Source organism: Gammaproteobacteria bacterium (assembly GCA_017999615.1).
Taxonomy (GTDB): Bacteria; Pseudomonadota; Gammaproteobacteria; order JAABTG01; family JAABTG01; genus JAGNLM01.
The window spans coordinates 93,345-105,884 of sequence record JAGNLM010000007.1; the positions used below are offsets into that span (position 1 = coordinate 93,345).

The window sequence follows — 12,540 nt, forward strand, 5'->3', positions numbered from 1 at the left end:
TGGGGGCGGGCGCCCCCACCCCGTTTCCCGCTACAGGTCGACGTTCTCGCCCACGGCGAGGTCGCGGCGCGCGGTGAAGATGGTCACCGAGAAGCCGGCGATCACGTCCAGCAGCGCCATCACCATCAGGATGAAGAACACGGAGTTCCCGGCGCGCTCGACGGTGATGAACTCCACCAGGAAGGCCACGAAGACCAGGGTCGAGAGGATGTGGTTCAGGACCGAGGAGGTGGAGGTGCGCGTCGACCGGAAGACCTCGACGAAGAGGGCCATCAGCCCGACGATGATCAGCAGCTCGCCCACGTTGATGGTCCAGACGGCCCCGGAGGTGAGCGTGAAGCTGAAGACCTGGTGGCCCATCGTGGCGACCCCGAAGAAGGCCACCACGTTGTAGAGGATCCAGATCAGTGCAAGCAGGGGAATGGAGCGCAGGACGGCCATACGGGTTGACTCCTCTCGAGAAGGCTCGGTTGACAGGTTGTTCGGGTGCGGGGTGAGCCCCCCACCTTGACCCACGGCAGTCCGCCGCGGCCGGGGCCGCAGCGGGGGTTCCGGGTCCGTTGCCCGGGGCGGCCGGGCGTGCCCGGGAGCGCGCTCCCGGGGCGTCGCGGTTCTCGGCGGGGGCCGCGCGGGCTCACAGGCGACCCCGTCGGTCGCGCAGCCTGAAGCCCACGAGGTCCAGGTCCAGCCCGCGGGTCAGTCCCAGGACCTTGAACGTCTCCCCCATCTGACCGGGGAGCGTGAGCCGCCAGACCTCGCTCGCTCGCGCCGCACGCTCCCAGTCGCCGCCGGCCGCCGCCACCTCGTCCAGGATCCCCGTGGCGAGCAGGAAGTCGGCCTGGCTGACGAAACCCGCCGTTCTCAGCCCCGCCCGCTCCGCGGCGCGCGCCGCTCCGGTGAAGTCCACGTGGGCGGTGACGTCCTGCAGACCAGTGAGCGCCAGCGGGTCGCCGTGGGCGCGGTGGCGATAGTGGCACATCAGCGTACCGTCCGCGCGTTGCGGGTGGTAGTACTCCCGGCGCGGGTAGCCGTAGTCGGTCAACAAGGCCAGCCCCGCCCGGAGCGCGTCCCCGACCGAGCTCACCCAGGCGTCCCGCTCGGGGGAGACCTCGGCCACGTAACCCGGCGGGAGGGCCGCGCCGAGGTCCGCCTCGACTTCGGCGATGGCGCGGCGCACCGCCTGCGAGGACGGAGGACCCCAGCGGCCGGCGAGCCGCCCCCCCTGCGCCGTCACGTAGAGCTCGCCGAGCTCGCCGTGGCCCGCGGGCCCCCGCCGGACGCGGTGAAACGGGACGGCGTCCAGGACCTCGTTCGCCAGGATGACCCCGTCGATGGGGGCCTCGGGCCAGCGCTCCAGCCAGCTCACGCGTCCGGCCAGGGCCGGCGCGCGGCGTGCAAGGGTCTCTGCCTGGCGTTGGGCGAGCTCGCCCGAGACCTCGAGGATGAGATAGCGGCGGGGCAGGCGGCCGAGCCCGGCCAGGGTGGTGAGGACCTCCGCGGCGAGGGCCCCGGAGCCGGCGCCGAGCTCGAGCACCGTGGCCCCCGGCCGCGCGTCCAGGACCTCGGCGGCCTGGCGCGCGAGGCAGCGGCCGAAGAGGGGGGAGACCTCGGGGGCGGTGACGAAATCACCCGGGCCTCCGAGCTTCGGGAGCGGGCCGCTGTAGTAGCCGAGCCCCGGCGCGTAGAGGGCCAGCTCCAGGTAGCGGGAGAAGGGGATGGCCCCCCCGCCGCGCTCGATCTCCTCGCCGATGAGCGCGAGCAGCCGCCCGGCGTGGGCCCTCGCCTCCGGTCCCGGATCGGGTAGGCCCTCGGGCAGCACCAGCGAGAGGGGCGGCAAGGGCCTCGCCGGGGCGTCCGGGTGCCGACTGAGCGTCACGGCTGCGCCCGGTGTAGAGTGACGGCGGTCACGGGAGGAGACGGGGAGAACGGGTCGGGAGATGGATGATTATACGCAGGGGCTGGAGGGCCGCGTCGCGCTCGTCACGGGAGGGGCCCGGCGCATCGGGGCCGCCATCGTGCGCGTCCTGCATGGGGCCGGGATGGACGTGGCGCTGCACTACCGCCGCTCGCGCGGGGCGGCCGAGGCCCTCGCGGCCGAGCTGAACGCCGTGCGTCCGCGCTCGGTCGCGCTGCATCGCGCAGACCTGCTCGCCGCCGGTGCGGTGGACCGCCTCATCGAGGAGGTCGTGGACGGGGCCGGGCGCCTGGACGTGCTGGTGAACAACGCGTCGAACTTCTACGCGACCCCGGTCGGCTGCGCGACGGACGAGGTCTGGGACGACCTCGTCGGCGCCAACCTGAAGGTTCCGTTCTTTCTCGCCCAGGCGGCCGCCCCGTACCTGCGCCTGGGGCACGGCTGCATCGTCAACCTGGCCGATGTCCACGGGCTCTCCCCCCTGCGCGACCACGCGGTGTACTCGATCACCAAGGCCGGGGTCGTGATGCTGACGCGGGCCCTGGCCCGGGACCTCGGACCCGACGTGCGGGTGAACGCCGTGGCGCCCGGGGCGATCCTCTGGCCCGAGCAGGGTCTCGACGAGGTCACCCAGCGCCGGGTCATCTCGCGCACCAGTCTCAAACGGCAGGGGCGCCCGGAGGACGTCGCCCGCACCGTGCTCTTCCTGGTGCGGGACGCGGACTACATCACGGGACAGGTGATCCGGGTCGACGGCGGCCGCCAGGCCTGACAGGCAGGGCCTCCAGCGGCCGTCAGACCGGACAGGCGGGGTGGACGGTGCCCCGGTGCATCCGGAACTGGCCGGAGCGCCGGTCTTCGAAGTAGTGCTGGAGGGCGAAGGTGACGGAGGCGAACCCCAGCGAGCGCCAGGGGATCTCCTCCTCGCGGAACAGGCGGACCTCCAGGCTCTCCACGCCCGGCGAGAAGCCCGTGTCGAGCAGCCGGCTGCGGAACATGCAGTGGACCTGCTCCAGGTGCGGGATGTCGAACAGGGTGTAGAGCTCGAGGATCTCCACCCGCGCGTTCGCCTCCTCGCGCGCCTCGCGCTCCGCGGCCTCCTCGATGGTCTCGCCGTTCTCCATGAATCCCGCGGGAAAGACCCAGAACCCCCTGCGGGGCTCGATGGCCCTGCGGCAGAGCAGCACCCGGTCGTCCCACTCGATCACGCAGCCGGCCACCACCCTCGGATTCTGGTAGTGGATCGTCCCGCAAGCGTCGCACACGTGCCGTGGCCGGTCTTCGCCCTCCGGCACCCGAACGGTGACTGGTGCCCCGCAGTGGCTACAGTAGTGGAGAGGTTCCGCCATGCCGGCTCCTAATCCTGGGTGTCGATGTCGAGGGCTGCCCGCCGCAGGCCCTGGGGAGGTTGGCCGAGCTCGGCCCAGAGGGCCCGGAAGGTCCGCCCGAGAGAGGGGTGCAGCCGGTCCCCCGCGAGGTCGCAGAGCGGGCCGAGGACGTGGGCGTGCTCCAGGATCTCGGGGCGCGGCAGGCGCAGCCCCTCCTCCTCGAGGACCTCGTCGCCGTACAGCAGCAGGTCCAGGTCGAGGGTCCGGTTGGCGAAGCGGGGCCCGTCGCGCCGCCGGCCTTCCGCCTCTTCGAGCGCCTTGAGCGCCTGGGCCAGCGGGCGGGGCGGCTCGTCGGTGTCGAAGGCTACCACGAGGTTCAGGAACTCCGGGCCCTCGAACCCCACGGGGGGGCAGGCGTAGACGGGCGACGCGGCCAGGGGCCCGAAGCGGGCCCGCAGGGCCCGCACGGCGGCGCGCACGTGCCGTTCCGGCTCGAGGTTGCTGCCGATGGCGACGTAGACCCTCGGCATCTCAGTTCGGCCGCCCCCGCTCGATGAGGATGCCCACTTCCCGGACGCCCCGCAGGGCGCCCTCCTTGCAGACGCGCAGCCGCACCCACGGGACCCCGAACTCGTCGAGGACCCTCTCCGCCACGCGCTCGGCGAGCGTTTCCACCAGCTGAAAGCGGGTGCCCTCCACGAATGCGGCCACGCGCTTCGCGACCGCCTTGTAGTTCAGGGCGTCGGCGATGTTGTCGGTGGCGGCTGCCCGGGCGACGTCGGTGGCGATCTCCAGGTCGAGCAGGACCACCTGGCGGATGTGCCGTTCCCACTCGTAGACGCCGATGACCGTCTCGACGCGCAGTTGGCTGATGTAGAGGATGTCCATGGTCCGTGCCGGGCGTGGGCGTGACGTCCACCGGGGCCATGGTAAAACAAGCGCCGGGGCTTTGTGCCCCCGTATTGACCTGCCGGGTCTCCCGCCCGAACAATTGGCCCGTGATGCAGGCAATCCTCCTGGTCTTGGCCGCCTACCTCCTCGGGTCCGTCTCGAGCGCGGTGCTCACCACGCGCGTCCTCGGATTGCCGGACCCCCGCACGACGGGATCGGGGAACCCCGGGGCGACGAACGTCCTGCGTTACGGCGGGAAGGCCGCCGCGGTGGTCACCCTGCTGGGTGACGGGCTGAAGGGATACCTTCCGGTGCTCGCCGGCCACTGGCTCGGCGCGGCGCCCGCGGTGCTGGGTGCGGCGGGATTCGCCGCCTTCCTCGGGCACCTGTTCCCGGTGTTCTTCGGCTTCAAGGGGGGTAAGGGCGTGGCCACCACTCTCGGTGTCCTCCTGGGCCTCGGCTGGCCCATCGGCGTGGCGACCGCGGCGACCTGGCTCGCCCTCGCGGCCGCGTTCCGCTACTCCTCGCTGGCGGCCCTCGGGGCCGTCCTTCTCGCCCCCGTCTACACGGTCTGGTTCAGCCGCGAGGGCGTGCTGGTGGCGGCGGTGGGAGCCATGACCCTGGTGCTGCTCTGGCGGCACCGGGCCAACATCCGCCGCCTGCTCGCGGGCGAGGAGCCGAAGATCGGCGCCAGCCGGCCCTCCGCCTGAGCCCGGCTCTGCCCGACCCCGGCCCGGTCTGACCCCACCCCGGTCTGACCCCGGCTCCCTCCGACCCCCGCCCGGCCTGACCTCGATTCAGTCCGGCCCCGGCTCCGCCGGACCGCCCGCGGCGCGGGCGAGGGAGTCCAACACCCAGCGCGGGTGCGCGGCGAAGCCGAGGCCGGCCCGCTCCCCGGCGAGCAGACGCTGGTAGCCGGCGAAGGCCACCATCGCCCCGTTGTCGGTGCAGAGCTCCGGGCGCGGGTAGTGCACGCGCGCGCCGACCGCTTCGCCCAACTGGAGCAGCGCCTCGCGCAGCCTGCGGTTGGCGCCCACTCCGCCGGCAATCACGAGCCGCCGGTGCCCGGTCTGGGCCAGGGCTCGGCGGCACTTGATCACCAGGGTCTCCACGACCGCGTCCTCGAAGGCCCGGGCGATGTCGGCGCGCGCGCCCGCATCCCCTCCCGCGTCGCGCAGGGCGTGCAGAGCGGCGGTCTTCAACCCGCTGAAACTGAAGTCCAGCCCGGGACGGGCGGTCATCGGCCGGGGAAACTCGAAGCGGCCGGGGTGGCCCTGCTCCGCCAGCCGGGCCAGCGCGGGGCCCCCGGGGTAGCCGAGACCGAGGAGCTTGGCGGTCTTGTCGAAGGCCTCTCCCGCGGCGTCGTCCACGGACTCCCCGAGCAGGCGGTAGGCGCCGACGGCGGTGACGTCGACCAGCAGCGTGTGGCCGCCGGAGACGAGGAGGGCGACGAAGGGGAAGGCCGGCGGGTCGGGCTCCAGCATGGGGGCGAGGAGGTGCGCCTCCATGTGGTGCACGGGCACGGCCGGCAGCGACCAGGCCCAGGCCAGGCTGCGGGCGAAGGCGACCCCGACCAGCAGCGCCCCGACGAGGCCCGGTCCCGCGGTGTAGGCGACGCCACTCAGGTCGTCCCGGCCGGTCCCCGCTTCCTCGAGCACCTGCGTGAGGAGGGGGGTGAGCCGGCGGATGTGGTCCCGGGAGGCCAGCTCGGGGACCACGCCCCCGAACCGGGCGTGCAGCTCGACCTGGCTGTGGATGGCGTGGGCGAGCAGGCCTCGCTCCCCGTCGTACACGGCCACCCCGGTCTCGTCACAGGAGGTCTCGATCCCGACTACCCGCACCCGTTCCTCCCCCCCGGCTTTACAGTGCCCGGTCCTGAACCTACAATTCACCGCTTCCATCCACGCAACGGCCCTCACGACGGCCCAGAGCAACCGAGTATGCCGACTGTCCGCGTCCGAGAGAACGAGCCTTTCGATTTCGCCCTGCGGCGCTTCAAGCGCTCCTGTGAGAAGGCGGGGATCCTGACGGAGATCCGGCGTCGCGAGTTCTACGAAAAGCCGACCTCGGTGCGCAAGCGCAAGATGGCCGCCGCTATCAAACGCCATCAGAAGCGCCGGCAGCGCGGCATGCTGGGCATGCGGACCGCGAGCCCCCGGGCCTGAGCCCCTCGGGGCCCCGCCGCCCATGAGCCTCAAGGCGCGGATCCAGGACGACGTGAAGGCCGCCATGCGGGCGCAGGACAAGCGCCGGCTGGGGGCCTTGCGGCTCGTCAGTGCCGCCATCAAGCAGCGGGAGGTGGACGAGCGCATCGAGCTCGACGACTCCCAGGTGGTGGCCGTGCTGCGCAAGATGTTGAAGCAGCGCCAGGACTCCCTCACCCAGTTCCGGGCCGGCGGACGTGACGACTTGGCCGACCAGGAGGCGTTCGAGATCGCGCTGATCGAGGGCTATCTGCCCCAGGCCCTCGGCGCCGGGGAGGTCGATGCCCTCGTCGCGCGGTGCGTGGCCGAGGTCGGGGCGACCTCCGCCCGGGACATGGGCAAGGTGATGGCGCGGATGAAGGAGCTCGTCGAGGGCCGCGCCGACATGGGCGTGGTCAGTGCCCGCGTGAAGGAGCACCTCGCCCGGCTCGGCTAGCGGCGCGGTGCGGCGTGATGCCGTCGGGCGAACGATGGCCGGTCGCATCCCCCAGTCCTTCGTCGATGACCTCCTCGGCCGGGTCGATATCGTCGAGCTGATCGGCGAGTCCGTCCCCCTGAAGCGGGCCGGGCACGACTACCAGGCCCGCTGCCCGTTCCACGACGAGAAGAGCCCGTCCTTCACCGTCAGCCCGCGCAAGCAGTTCTATCACTGCTTCGGCTGTGGCGCCCACGGCACCGCCATCGGCTTCCTGATGCAGTACGCCCGGATGGACTTTCCGGAGGCTGTGCGCGCGCTCGCCCAGCGGGCCGGGGTGCCGGTCCCGGAGGAGGGCGGACTGGCCCGTCCGGCCGACGCGGGGCTCGCCTCCCTCTACGTCCTGCTCGACCGGGCCCGGCAGTACTTCCAGCGTCAGTTACGCGAGCACCCCCAGGCGCGCAGGGCGCAGGAGTACCTGCAGAACCGCGGCCTCGACGCGGCCACGCTCGACGCCTTCCAGCTCGGCTACGCCCCTGCAGGGTGGGACGGCCTGGTGGGGGCCCTCGGCGGCGACGAGAAGGCCCGCGACGACCTCGTGCAGGCCGGCCTGGCGATCGCCCGCAGCGGCGCGCGCCCCTACGACCGCTTCCGCGACCGGGTGATGTACCCCATCCTGGACCGCCGCGGGCGCACCGTCGGCTTCGGCGGCCGCGTGTTGGACGACAGCAAGCCGAAGTATCTGAATTCGCCGGAGACCCCGGTCTTCCACAAGGGACGTGAGCTCTACGGGCTCTACCAGGCCCAGCGCGTGAGCCGGGAGCTCGACTGGGTCGTCGTCGTGGAGGGCTACATGGACGTGCTGGCCCTCGCCCAGTCCGGCCTCACCAGCACGGTGGCCACGCTCGGGACCGCTGCCACGGCCCAGCACCTGGAACAGGTCTTTCGCGTCGCGCCGCGGGTCGTGTTCTGTTTCGACGGCGACGCGGCGGGCCGCAAAGCGGCCTGGCGAGCGCTCGAGACCTCGCTGCCGCTCCTTCGCGAAGGGCGCCAGGCGAGCTTCGCGTTCCTCCCCGAAGGAGAAGACCCGGACACGCGGGTGCGCCGTGTTGGGCCCGAGGGGTTCCGTGGGGAGTTGGCCCGGGGCACGCCTCTGTCGAGCTTTCTCTTCGACCAGCTGGTGGCCCGGGTCGACCTGGGCACGCTGGACGGCCGGGCGCGCCTGGTGGACCTCGCGCGCCCGTTCCTCACGCGTATTCCCCAGGGGGCGTTCCGGCAGCTGGTGGAGAAGCGCCTGGCGGAGCTGAGCCGTCTCGACCCCGCCGAGCTGGCGCACCTCCTCGACCCGGCCGGCCACGCCCGGGTGTCCCCCCGGCCTGCCCCCGCGGCGCCGGTGCGCCAGGCCCCCTCCCTGGTGCGGCGCACGGTCACCCTGCTGCTCCACCACCCGGAAGTCGTCGCCGGGGCGGGCGAGCTGCCCCCTCTCGGCGAGACCGGCCTGCCGGGGGTGGCGGTGCTGCGCGAGATGATCGAGCTCCTGCGGGCGCGGCCCGACCTCAGCATGGCGGGCCTTCTGGAGCACTTCCGCGATAGCGAGACCGGGCGCCACCTCAGCAAGCTTGCGGCCGTCGAGGACCCGGCCGTGCCGGAGGCCGATCTGGTCCAGGAATTCCGCGACGCGCTGGAGCGGATTGCACGCCAGGGACCCCAGCAGCGCTTCCAGGACCTCGCCGCGCGCGCCCGGGCGGGCCAGCTCTCGGAGGCGGAGACGCGCGAGTACGCGGAACTTTGCGTGCGTCTCGGCGGTCATGGGGGAAGGAGTGGTTGAGCGAAATGGCGAATATTAGCGTCTCGTGCTATAGTTGACGACTACGTTCTGGTAACCGAATTCCGATTCATCCCCCTATGGACCTCGACCAGCAGCAGTCGCAGCTCAAGTTATTGATCGCAAAAGGTAAGGAGCAGGGATACCTGACTTACCACGAGGTGAACGACCACCTCCCCGACGGTATCGTCGATCCCGAGCAGATCGAAGATATCATCAGCATGATCAATGACATGGGCATCGCCGTCCACGAGACGGCCCCGGACGAGGAGGCCCTGCTGCTCAACGAGACCACGGCCGCCGTCGACGACGACGAGGACGCGGCCGAGGAGGCAGCGGCCGCCCTGGCGACCCTGGACGCCGAGTTCGGGCGCACGACCGACCCGGTCCGGATGTACATGCGCGAGATGGGCACCGTGGACCTGCTGACCCGCGAGGGCGAGATCCAGATCGCCAAGCGGATCGAGGAGGGCCTCAACCAGGTCCTGACGGCGCTCGCGACGTACCCGGAGACGACCGGCCACCTGCTCAGAGAATTCGACCTCTTCCAGGCCGGCGAGGTCAAGCTGACCGAGGTCATCAGCGGTTTCGCCGACGAGGTGGAGCCCGCCCCGGCCCCCGTGCCGGAGGTGGACACGGCTGCGCCGGTCGATGGGGACGAGGAGGTCGACGAGGGGGCCCCCGAAGAGGGGCTCACGGAGATCGTCGACACCGGTCCCGACCCCGAGGAGGCCCGCGCGCGCTTCGAGAGGATCCGGGCGCTCTACGAGAAGTCGGTCAAGCTCGCACAGAAGAACAGCCCGGACTCGCCCCGGTGCAGCAGGGTCCGCCAGGAGATGGCGGACGCCTTCCTGCAGTTGCGCGTGGTGCCGAAGCTGATCGACCGGCTCACCAACCACCTGCGGCGGGTGGTCGAGGAGATCCGCGAGGTCGAGCGCAGCGTCATGGCACTCTGCGTCGACCAGGGCGGCATGCCCCGCAAGGCCTTCGTCGCCTCTTTCCCGGACCACGAGACGCGCCAGGACTGGCTGCCCGGCTATCTCGCCGAGCGCGCCGGCCAGAGCGAAGACCTGCCGGCGTACGTGGCGGAGGTCCAGCGGCTCCAGAAGAAGCTCCTCGCGGTGGAGCAGGGCACGCGCCTGCGCATCGGCGACATCAAGGAGATCAACCGCCGGATGTCCATCGGCGAGGCCAAGGCCCGGCGCGCGAAGAAGGAGATGGTGGAGGCGAACCTGCGCCTCGTGATCTCCATCGCGAAGAAGTACACCAACCGCGGCCTGCAGTTCCTGGACCTGATCCAGGAGGGCAACATCGGCCTGATGAAGGCGGTGGACAAGTTCGAGTACCGGCGCGGGTACAAGTTCTCGACCTACGCGACCTGGTGGATCCGGCAGGCCATCACGCGCTCCATCGCCGACCAGGCGCGCACCATCCGCATCCCGGTGCACATGATCGAGACGATCAACAAGCTGAACCGGATCTCTCGCCAGATCCTGCAGGAGAAGGGCCGCGAGCCCACGCCGGACGAGCTCGCCGTGCGCATGGAGATGCCGGAGGACAAGGTGCGCAAGGTGCTCAAGATCGCCAAGGAGCCCATCTCCATGGAGACCCCGATCGGGGACGACGAGGATTCGCACCTCGGCGACTTCATCGAGGACATGACCATCCCGGCGCCGGTGGACGTGGCCACCTTCGAGGGCCTGCGGGAGACGACGCAGAGCGTGCTCGCGAGTCTCACCCCGCGCGAGGCCAAGGTGCTGCGGATGCGCTTCGGCATCGACATGAACACCGACCACACCCTGGAGGAGGTCGGCAAACAGTTCGACGTGACCCGCGAGCGCATCCGGCAGATCGAGGCGAAGGCCCTGCGCAAGCTGCGCCACCCGAGCCGCAGCGAGCAGCTCCGGAGCTTCCTGGACTGAGGGCCTGTAGCTCAGCCGGTCAGAGCGGGGGACTCATAATCCCTTGGTCGCAGGTTCGAATCCTGCCGGGCCCACGCGCACTTACGAAAACCTGAACCTATCCGCGGCACACTGGCGGCACACGACCACGATGACGCCCGCACGCCCCCCACGCGAAAACCCCTGGGTCAACCTCGGCTTCAACGTCGTGCTGCCCGCGCTCGTGCTCATGCAGGGCAAGAACTGGCTGCGCGGACACTGGGGTGGCAGCGAGGATGGGTTGACGCTGCTCGTCTTCCTCGCCGCGCTGTCTCTTCCGCTCTCCTACGGGCTCTACGACTTGGCCCGCCGGCGCCGTTGGAACTTCTGGTCTGCCCTCGGCCTCGTGGGCGTCGTGATGACCGGCGGGATCGGGCTGCTGAAGCTGCCTCCGGAGTGGGTGGCGGTGAAGGAGGCGACGGTGCCGGGCCTGCTGGGGCTCGCGGTCCTGGTCAGCCACTGGACGCGCCGGCCTCTCGTGAGGATGCTGTTGCTGCGCGAGGAGTTCTTCGATCTCGATCGCATCGAGGCGCGCGTCGAGGAGCGCAACGCCCGGCCGGCCCTCGAGCGGCTGGTGCGCCAGGCGAACGGGCTGTTCGCGCTGTCGTTCGCGTTGAGCGCGGTGCTCAACTACGCGCTGGCCAAGTGGATCGTGGTGAGCCCCGCCGGGACCGACGCCTTCAATGACGAGTTGGGCCGCATGACCCTCCTCAGCTACCCCGTCATCGCCCTGCCGACGCTCGCGATCACCATGGCCGCGCTGTGGCTGCTGTTCTCCGGCCTGGGGCGGCTGACCGGCCTCGAGCTGGAAGAGATGGTGGTGCAGCCCGGCGGGGAGTCGCCCCCGCGCCCGTGATCGGCCCTATCCGCAGCGCGTAGAGTCCCTGCCCGAGCCCGTTTCCGTCGTCCGCGAGGAGCAGCAGGCTGCGCTCGCCGCCGGCGAGGGGTGGACCCAGGGCCATCCCCTCGAAGTTGAGCCCCGGGAACGTGGCCTCCCAGAGCAGCGTCTTGCGCACCGCCGCCACGCTCGGGGGGAGGCTGGCGAGGTGCGAGGTGTCCGCCGCCCCCTGCAGGTCCACGGCGTACAGGCGGCTGCGAAAGCCCACCTGGGCGCTCGGCATCTCGCTCCCCATCCCGACGATGCCGGCCGCGCGCTCGAGCGCGAGCAGCGTGCCGTCGGGCAGGACGGCGAGGTCCACGAGCCCGCTCGGCGCCCGCCCGAAGAAGGGCGCCACGCCGTCGACCCGATATGCCCACTGCCCGTCCGGCCGCCAGCCGCCCCGCCCGTCTCCGCGCAGGCGCTGCAGGCGCACGAGCGTGCCCTGGCCGTCCGCGCCGCGGTTGGTCGCCCCGTCGCCCTTCAGGGCCTCCTCGTTCGCCGTCCACAGGGTGCGGGCGTCGGGGGAGAGGGCGAGGGACTCGAGGCTGAGGTTCCTGCGGGCGTTCGCATACACCCGGGGAGGCCGCACGACGCCCCGCGCGGCGCCCGTCTCGGCGTCGTACCGGCGGATTGCGGGCCCCACCTCGTCGCTCACGTAGACGCTGCCGTCAGGGGCCCGGGCGACAGCCTCCAGGTCCGTGCCCTGACCGAGGGCGACCCTTCCCGTGACCTCCGCCCCCAGCACGGTCCCCGCGCGGTGGTCGAGCTGCACACTCAGGCGGTAGAGGGCGGCGTCCTTGTCGGACACGGCCAGGTAGCGCTCCCCGCCGGCCCAGGTGACCCCGCTCAGCTCCCGAGCCCCCGCAGAGCCGGCGGGCAGCGTGACGGGGCCCTGCCCCGGGTCGGTGACCTCGAGCCCGAAGGCGCAACGGGGGAGCAGGCTTCCCAGGAGTGCGAGAACGGCGGCGACAGCCGCCCCTGTCCTCAGCCCGGAAGGAGGGGGATTGGAGCGGGCGAAGGGAACAGCACCCGGTCGCTAACTCGTTTATTACGAACGTTTTTTCCGATCCAAGCGTCACGGAATGGACTCGATTGTGGACTCAAGTCTTCGGCCTGGTCAACGCAGGCCGTTGCGGGTGATC

General features: G+C 71.5%; 14 protein-coding genes and 1 tRNA gene. 8 read left to right on the forward strand and 7 right to left on the reverse strand.

Translation table 11 applies throughout. The annotated features are described in order from the left end of the window. Positions 1–30: 30 nt before the first annotated feature. Together KA217_07970 and KA217_07975 are read right to left on the reverse strand one after the other, a co-directional pair. Complete coding sequence (locus KA217_07970) at positions 31–441, reverse strand: hypothetical protein (GenBank protein ID MBP7712384.1); 411 nt, start codon at positions 439–441, stop codon at positions 31–33. Between the two features lie 193 nt (positions 442–634). After that, entirely contained in the window at positions 635–1,816 is a 1,182-nt protein-coding gene (locus KA217_07975; protein ID MBP7712385.1) for an SAM-dependent methyltransferase, read from the reverse strand. A gap of 121 nt (positions 1,817–1,937) precedes the next feature. Here KA217_07975 and KA217_07980 point away from each other — a divergent pair, with 121 nt between their 5' ends. Further along, the gene (locus tag KA217_07980) at positions 1,938–2,687 is read left to right on the forward strand and encodes a pteridine reductase (protein ID MBP7712386.1); all 750 of its coding nucleotides are present in this window, start codon (positions 1,938–1,940) and stop codon (positions 2,685–2,687) included. A 22-nt stretch (positions 2,688–2,709) separates the two neighbouring features. On the opposite strand, the gene KA217_07985 is transcribed toward KA217_07980, so the two are convergent. From KA217_07985 to folB, 3 genes are read right to left on the reverse strand one after another with little or no spacing between them, the layout of a single operon-like run. Further along, positions 2,710–3,264 (reverse strand): NUDIX hydrolase, encoded by a 555-nt coding sequence (locus tag KA217_07985; protein MBP7712387.1) that lies wholly within the window; start codon positions 3,262–3,264, stop codon positions 2,710–2,712. 8 nt (positions 3,265–3,272) lie between these two features. Next, the gene (gene folK / locus KA217_07990) at positions 3,273–3,773 is read right to left on the reverse strand and encodes a 2-amino-4-hydroxy-6-hydroxymethyldihydropteridine diphosphokinase (GenBank protein MBP7712388.1); all 501 of its coding nucleotides are present in this window, start codon (positions 3,771–3,773) and stop codon (positions 3,273–3,275) included. A 1-nt stretch (position 3,774) separates the two neighbouring features. Then, positions 3,775–4,131: a dihydroneopterin aldolase gene (folB, locus tag KA217_07995; GenBank protein MBP7712389.1), complete on the reverse strand. Its 357-nt coding sequence runs from the start codon at positions 4,129–4,131 to the stop codon at positions 3,775–3,777. Between the two features lie 113 nt (positions 4,132–4,244). Here folB and plsY point away from each other — a divergent pair, with 113 nt between their 5' ends. Beyond that, positions 4,245–4,844 (forward strand): glycerol-3-phosphate 1-O-acyltransferase PlsY, encoded by a 600-nt coding sequence (gene plsY / locus KA217_08000; protein ID MBP7712390.1) that lies wholly within the window; start codon positions 4,245–4,247, stop codon positions 4,842–4,844. An 87-nt stretch (positions 4,845–4,931) separates the two neighbouring features. Here plsY and tsaD read toward each other — a convergent pair whose 3' ends face one another. Then, on the reverse strand, positions 4,932–5,975 hold the full coding sequence (gene tsaD, locus KA217_08005) for a tRNA (adenosine(37)-N6)-threonylcarbamoyltransferase complex transferase subunit TsaD (GenBank protein MBP7712391.1): 1,044 nt from the start codon (positions 5,973–5,975) through the stop codon (positions 4,932–4,934). 99 nt (positions 5,976–6,074) lie between these two features. Between tsaD and rpsU the strand changes: the two genes are divergently transcribed. The 6 genes from rpsU to KA217_08035 all read left to right on the forward strand — a co-directional run bounded on the left by rpsU (position 6,075) and on the right by KA217_08035 (position 11,374). Further along, a complete protein-coding gene (rpsU, locus tag KA217_08010) occupies positions 6,075–6,299 on the forward strand; it encodes a 30S ribosomal protein S21 (protein ID MBP7712392.1) in 225 nt (74 codons plus the stop codon). Between the two features lie 22 nt (positions 6,300–6,321). Continuing rightward, positions 6,322–6,774 carry a GatB/YqeY domain-containing protein gene (locus KA217_08015; protein ID MBP7712393.1) on the forward strand — a complete coding sequence of 151 codons (453 nt, stop codon included), beginning with the start codon at positions 6,322–6,324 and terminating at the stop codon, positions 6,772–6,774. A gap of 34 nt (positions 6,775–6,808) precedes the next feature. Further along, on the forward strand, positions 6,809–8,581 hold the full coding sequence (locus KA217_08020) for a DNA primase (protein MBP7712394.1): 1,773 nt from the start codon (positions 6,809–6,811) through the stop codon (positions 8,579–8,581). A 77-nt stretch (positions 8,582–8,658) separates the two neighbouring features. Further along, entirely contained in the window at positions 8,659–10,500 is a 1,842-nt protein-coding gene (rpoD, locus tag KA217_08025) for an RNA polymerase sigma factor RpoD (GenBank protein MBP7712395.1), read from the forward strand. After that, positions 10,501–10,574: transfer RNA gene (locus KA217_08030), tRNA-Ile, on the forward strand. 56 nt (positions 10,575–10,630) lie between these two features. Continuing rightward, positions 10,631–11,374, forward strand: a complete 744-nt coding sequence (locus KA217_08035) for an MFS transporter (protein ID MBP7712396.1) — start codon at positions 10,631–10,633, stop codon at positions 11,372–11,374. Here the strand turns inward: KA217_08035 and KA217_08040 are convergent. Next, on the reverse strand, positions 11,265–12,386 hold the full coding sequence (locus tag KA217_08040; GenBank protein MBP7712397.1) for an esterase-like activity of phytase family protein: 1,122 nt from the start codon (positions 12,384–12,386) through the stop codon (positions 11,265–11,267). The two genes, KA217_08035 and KA217_08040, sit on opposite strands and share 110 nt — an antisense overlap. Positions 12,387–12,540: the final 154 nt, after the last annotated feature.

Excerpts from the sequence above, each read along its gene's own strand:
- KA217_07970 (MBP7712384.1), bottom strand. The coding sequence starts at position 441 with ATGGCCGTCCTGCGCTCCATTCCCCTGCTTGCACTGATCTGGATCCTC.
- KA217_07980 (MBP7712386.1), top strand. The coding sequence starts at position 1,938 with ATGGATGATTATACGCAGGGGCTGGAGGGCCGCGTCGCGCTCGTCACG.
- KA217_07985 (MBP7712387.1), bottom strand. The coding sequence starts at position 3,264 with ATGGCGGAACCTCTCCACTACTGTAGCCACTGCGGGGCACCAGTCACC.
- folK (MBP7712388.1), bottom strand. The coding sequence starts at position 3,773 with ATGCCGAGGGTCTACGTCGCCATCGGCAGCAACCTCGAGCCGGAACGG.
- folB (MBP7712389.1), bottom strand. The coding sequence starts at position 4,131 with ATGGACATCCTCTACATCAGCCAACTGCGCGTCGAGACGGTCATCGGC.
- plsY (MBP7712390.1), top strand. The coding sequence starts at position 4,245 with ATGCAGGCAATCCTCCTGGTCTTGGCCGCCTACCTCCTCGGGTCCGTC.
- rpsU (MBP7712392.1), top strand. The coding sequence starts at position 6,075 with ATGCCGACTGTCCGCGTCCGAGAGAACGAGCCTTTCGATTTCGCCCTG.
- KA217_08015 (MBP7712393.1), top strand. The coding sequence starts at position 6,322 with ATGAGCCTCAAGGCGCGGATCCAGGACGACGTGAAGGCCGCCATGCGG.
- KA217_08020 (MBP7712394.1), top strand. The coding sequence starts at position 6,809 with ATGGCCGGTCGCATCCCCCAGTCCTTCGTCGATGACCTCCTCGGCCGG.
- rpoD (MBP7712395.1), top strand. The coding sequence starts at position 8,659 with ATGGACCTCGACCAGCAGCAGTCGCAGCTCAAGTTATTGATCGCAAAA.
- KA217_08035 (MBP7712396.1), top strand. The coding sequence starts at position 10,631 with ATGACGCCCGCACGCCCCCCACGCGAAAACCCCTGGGTCAACCTCGGC.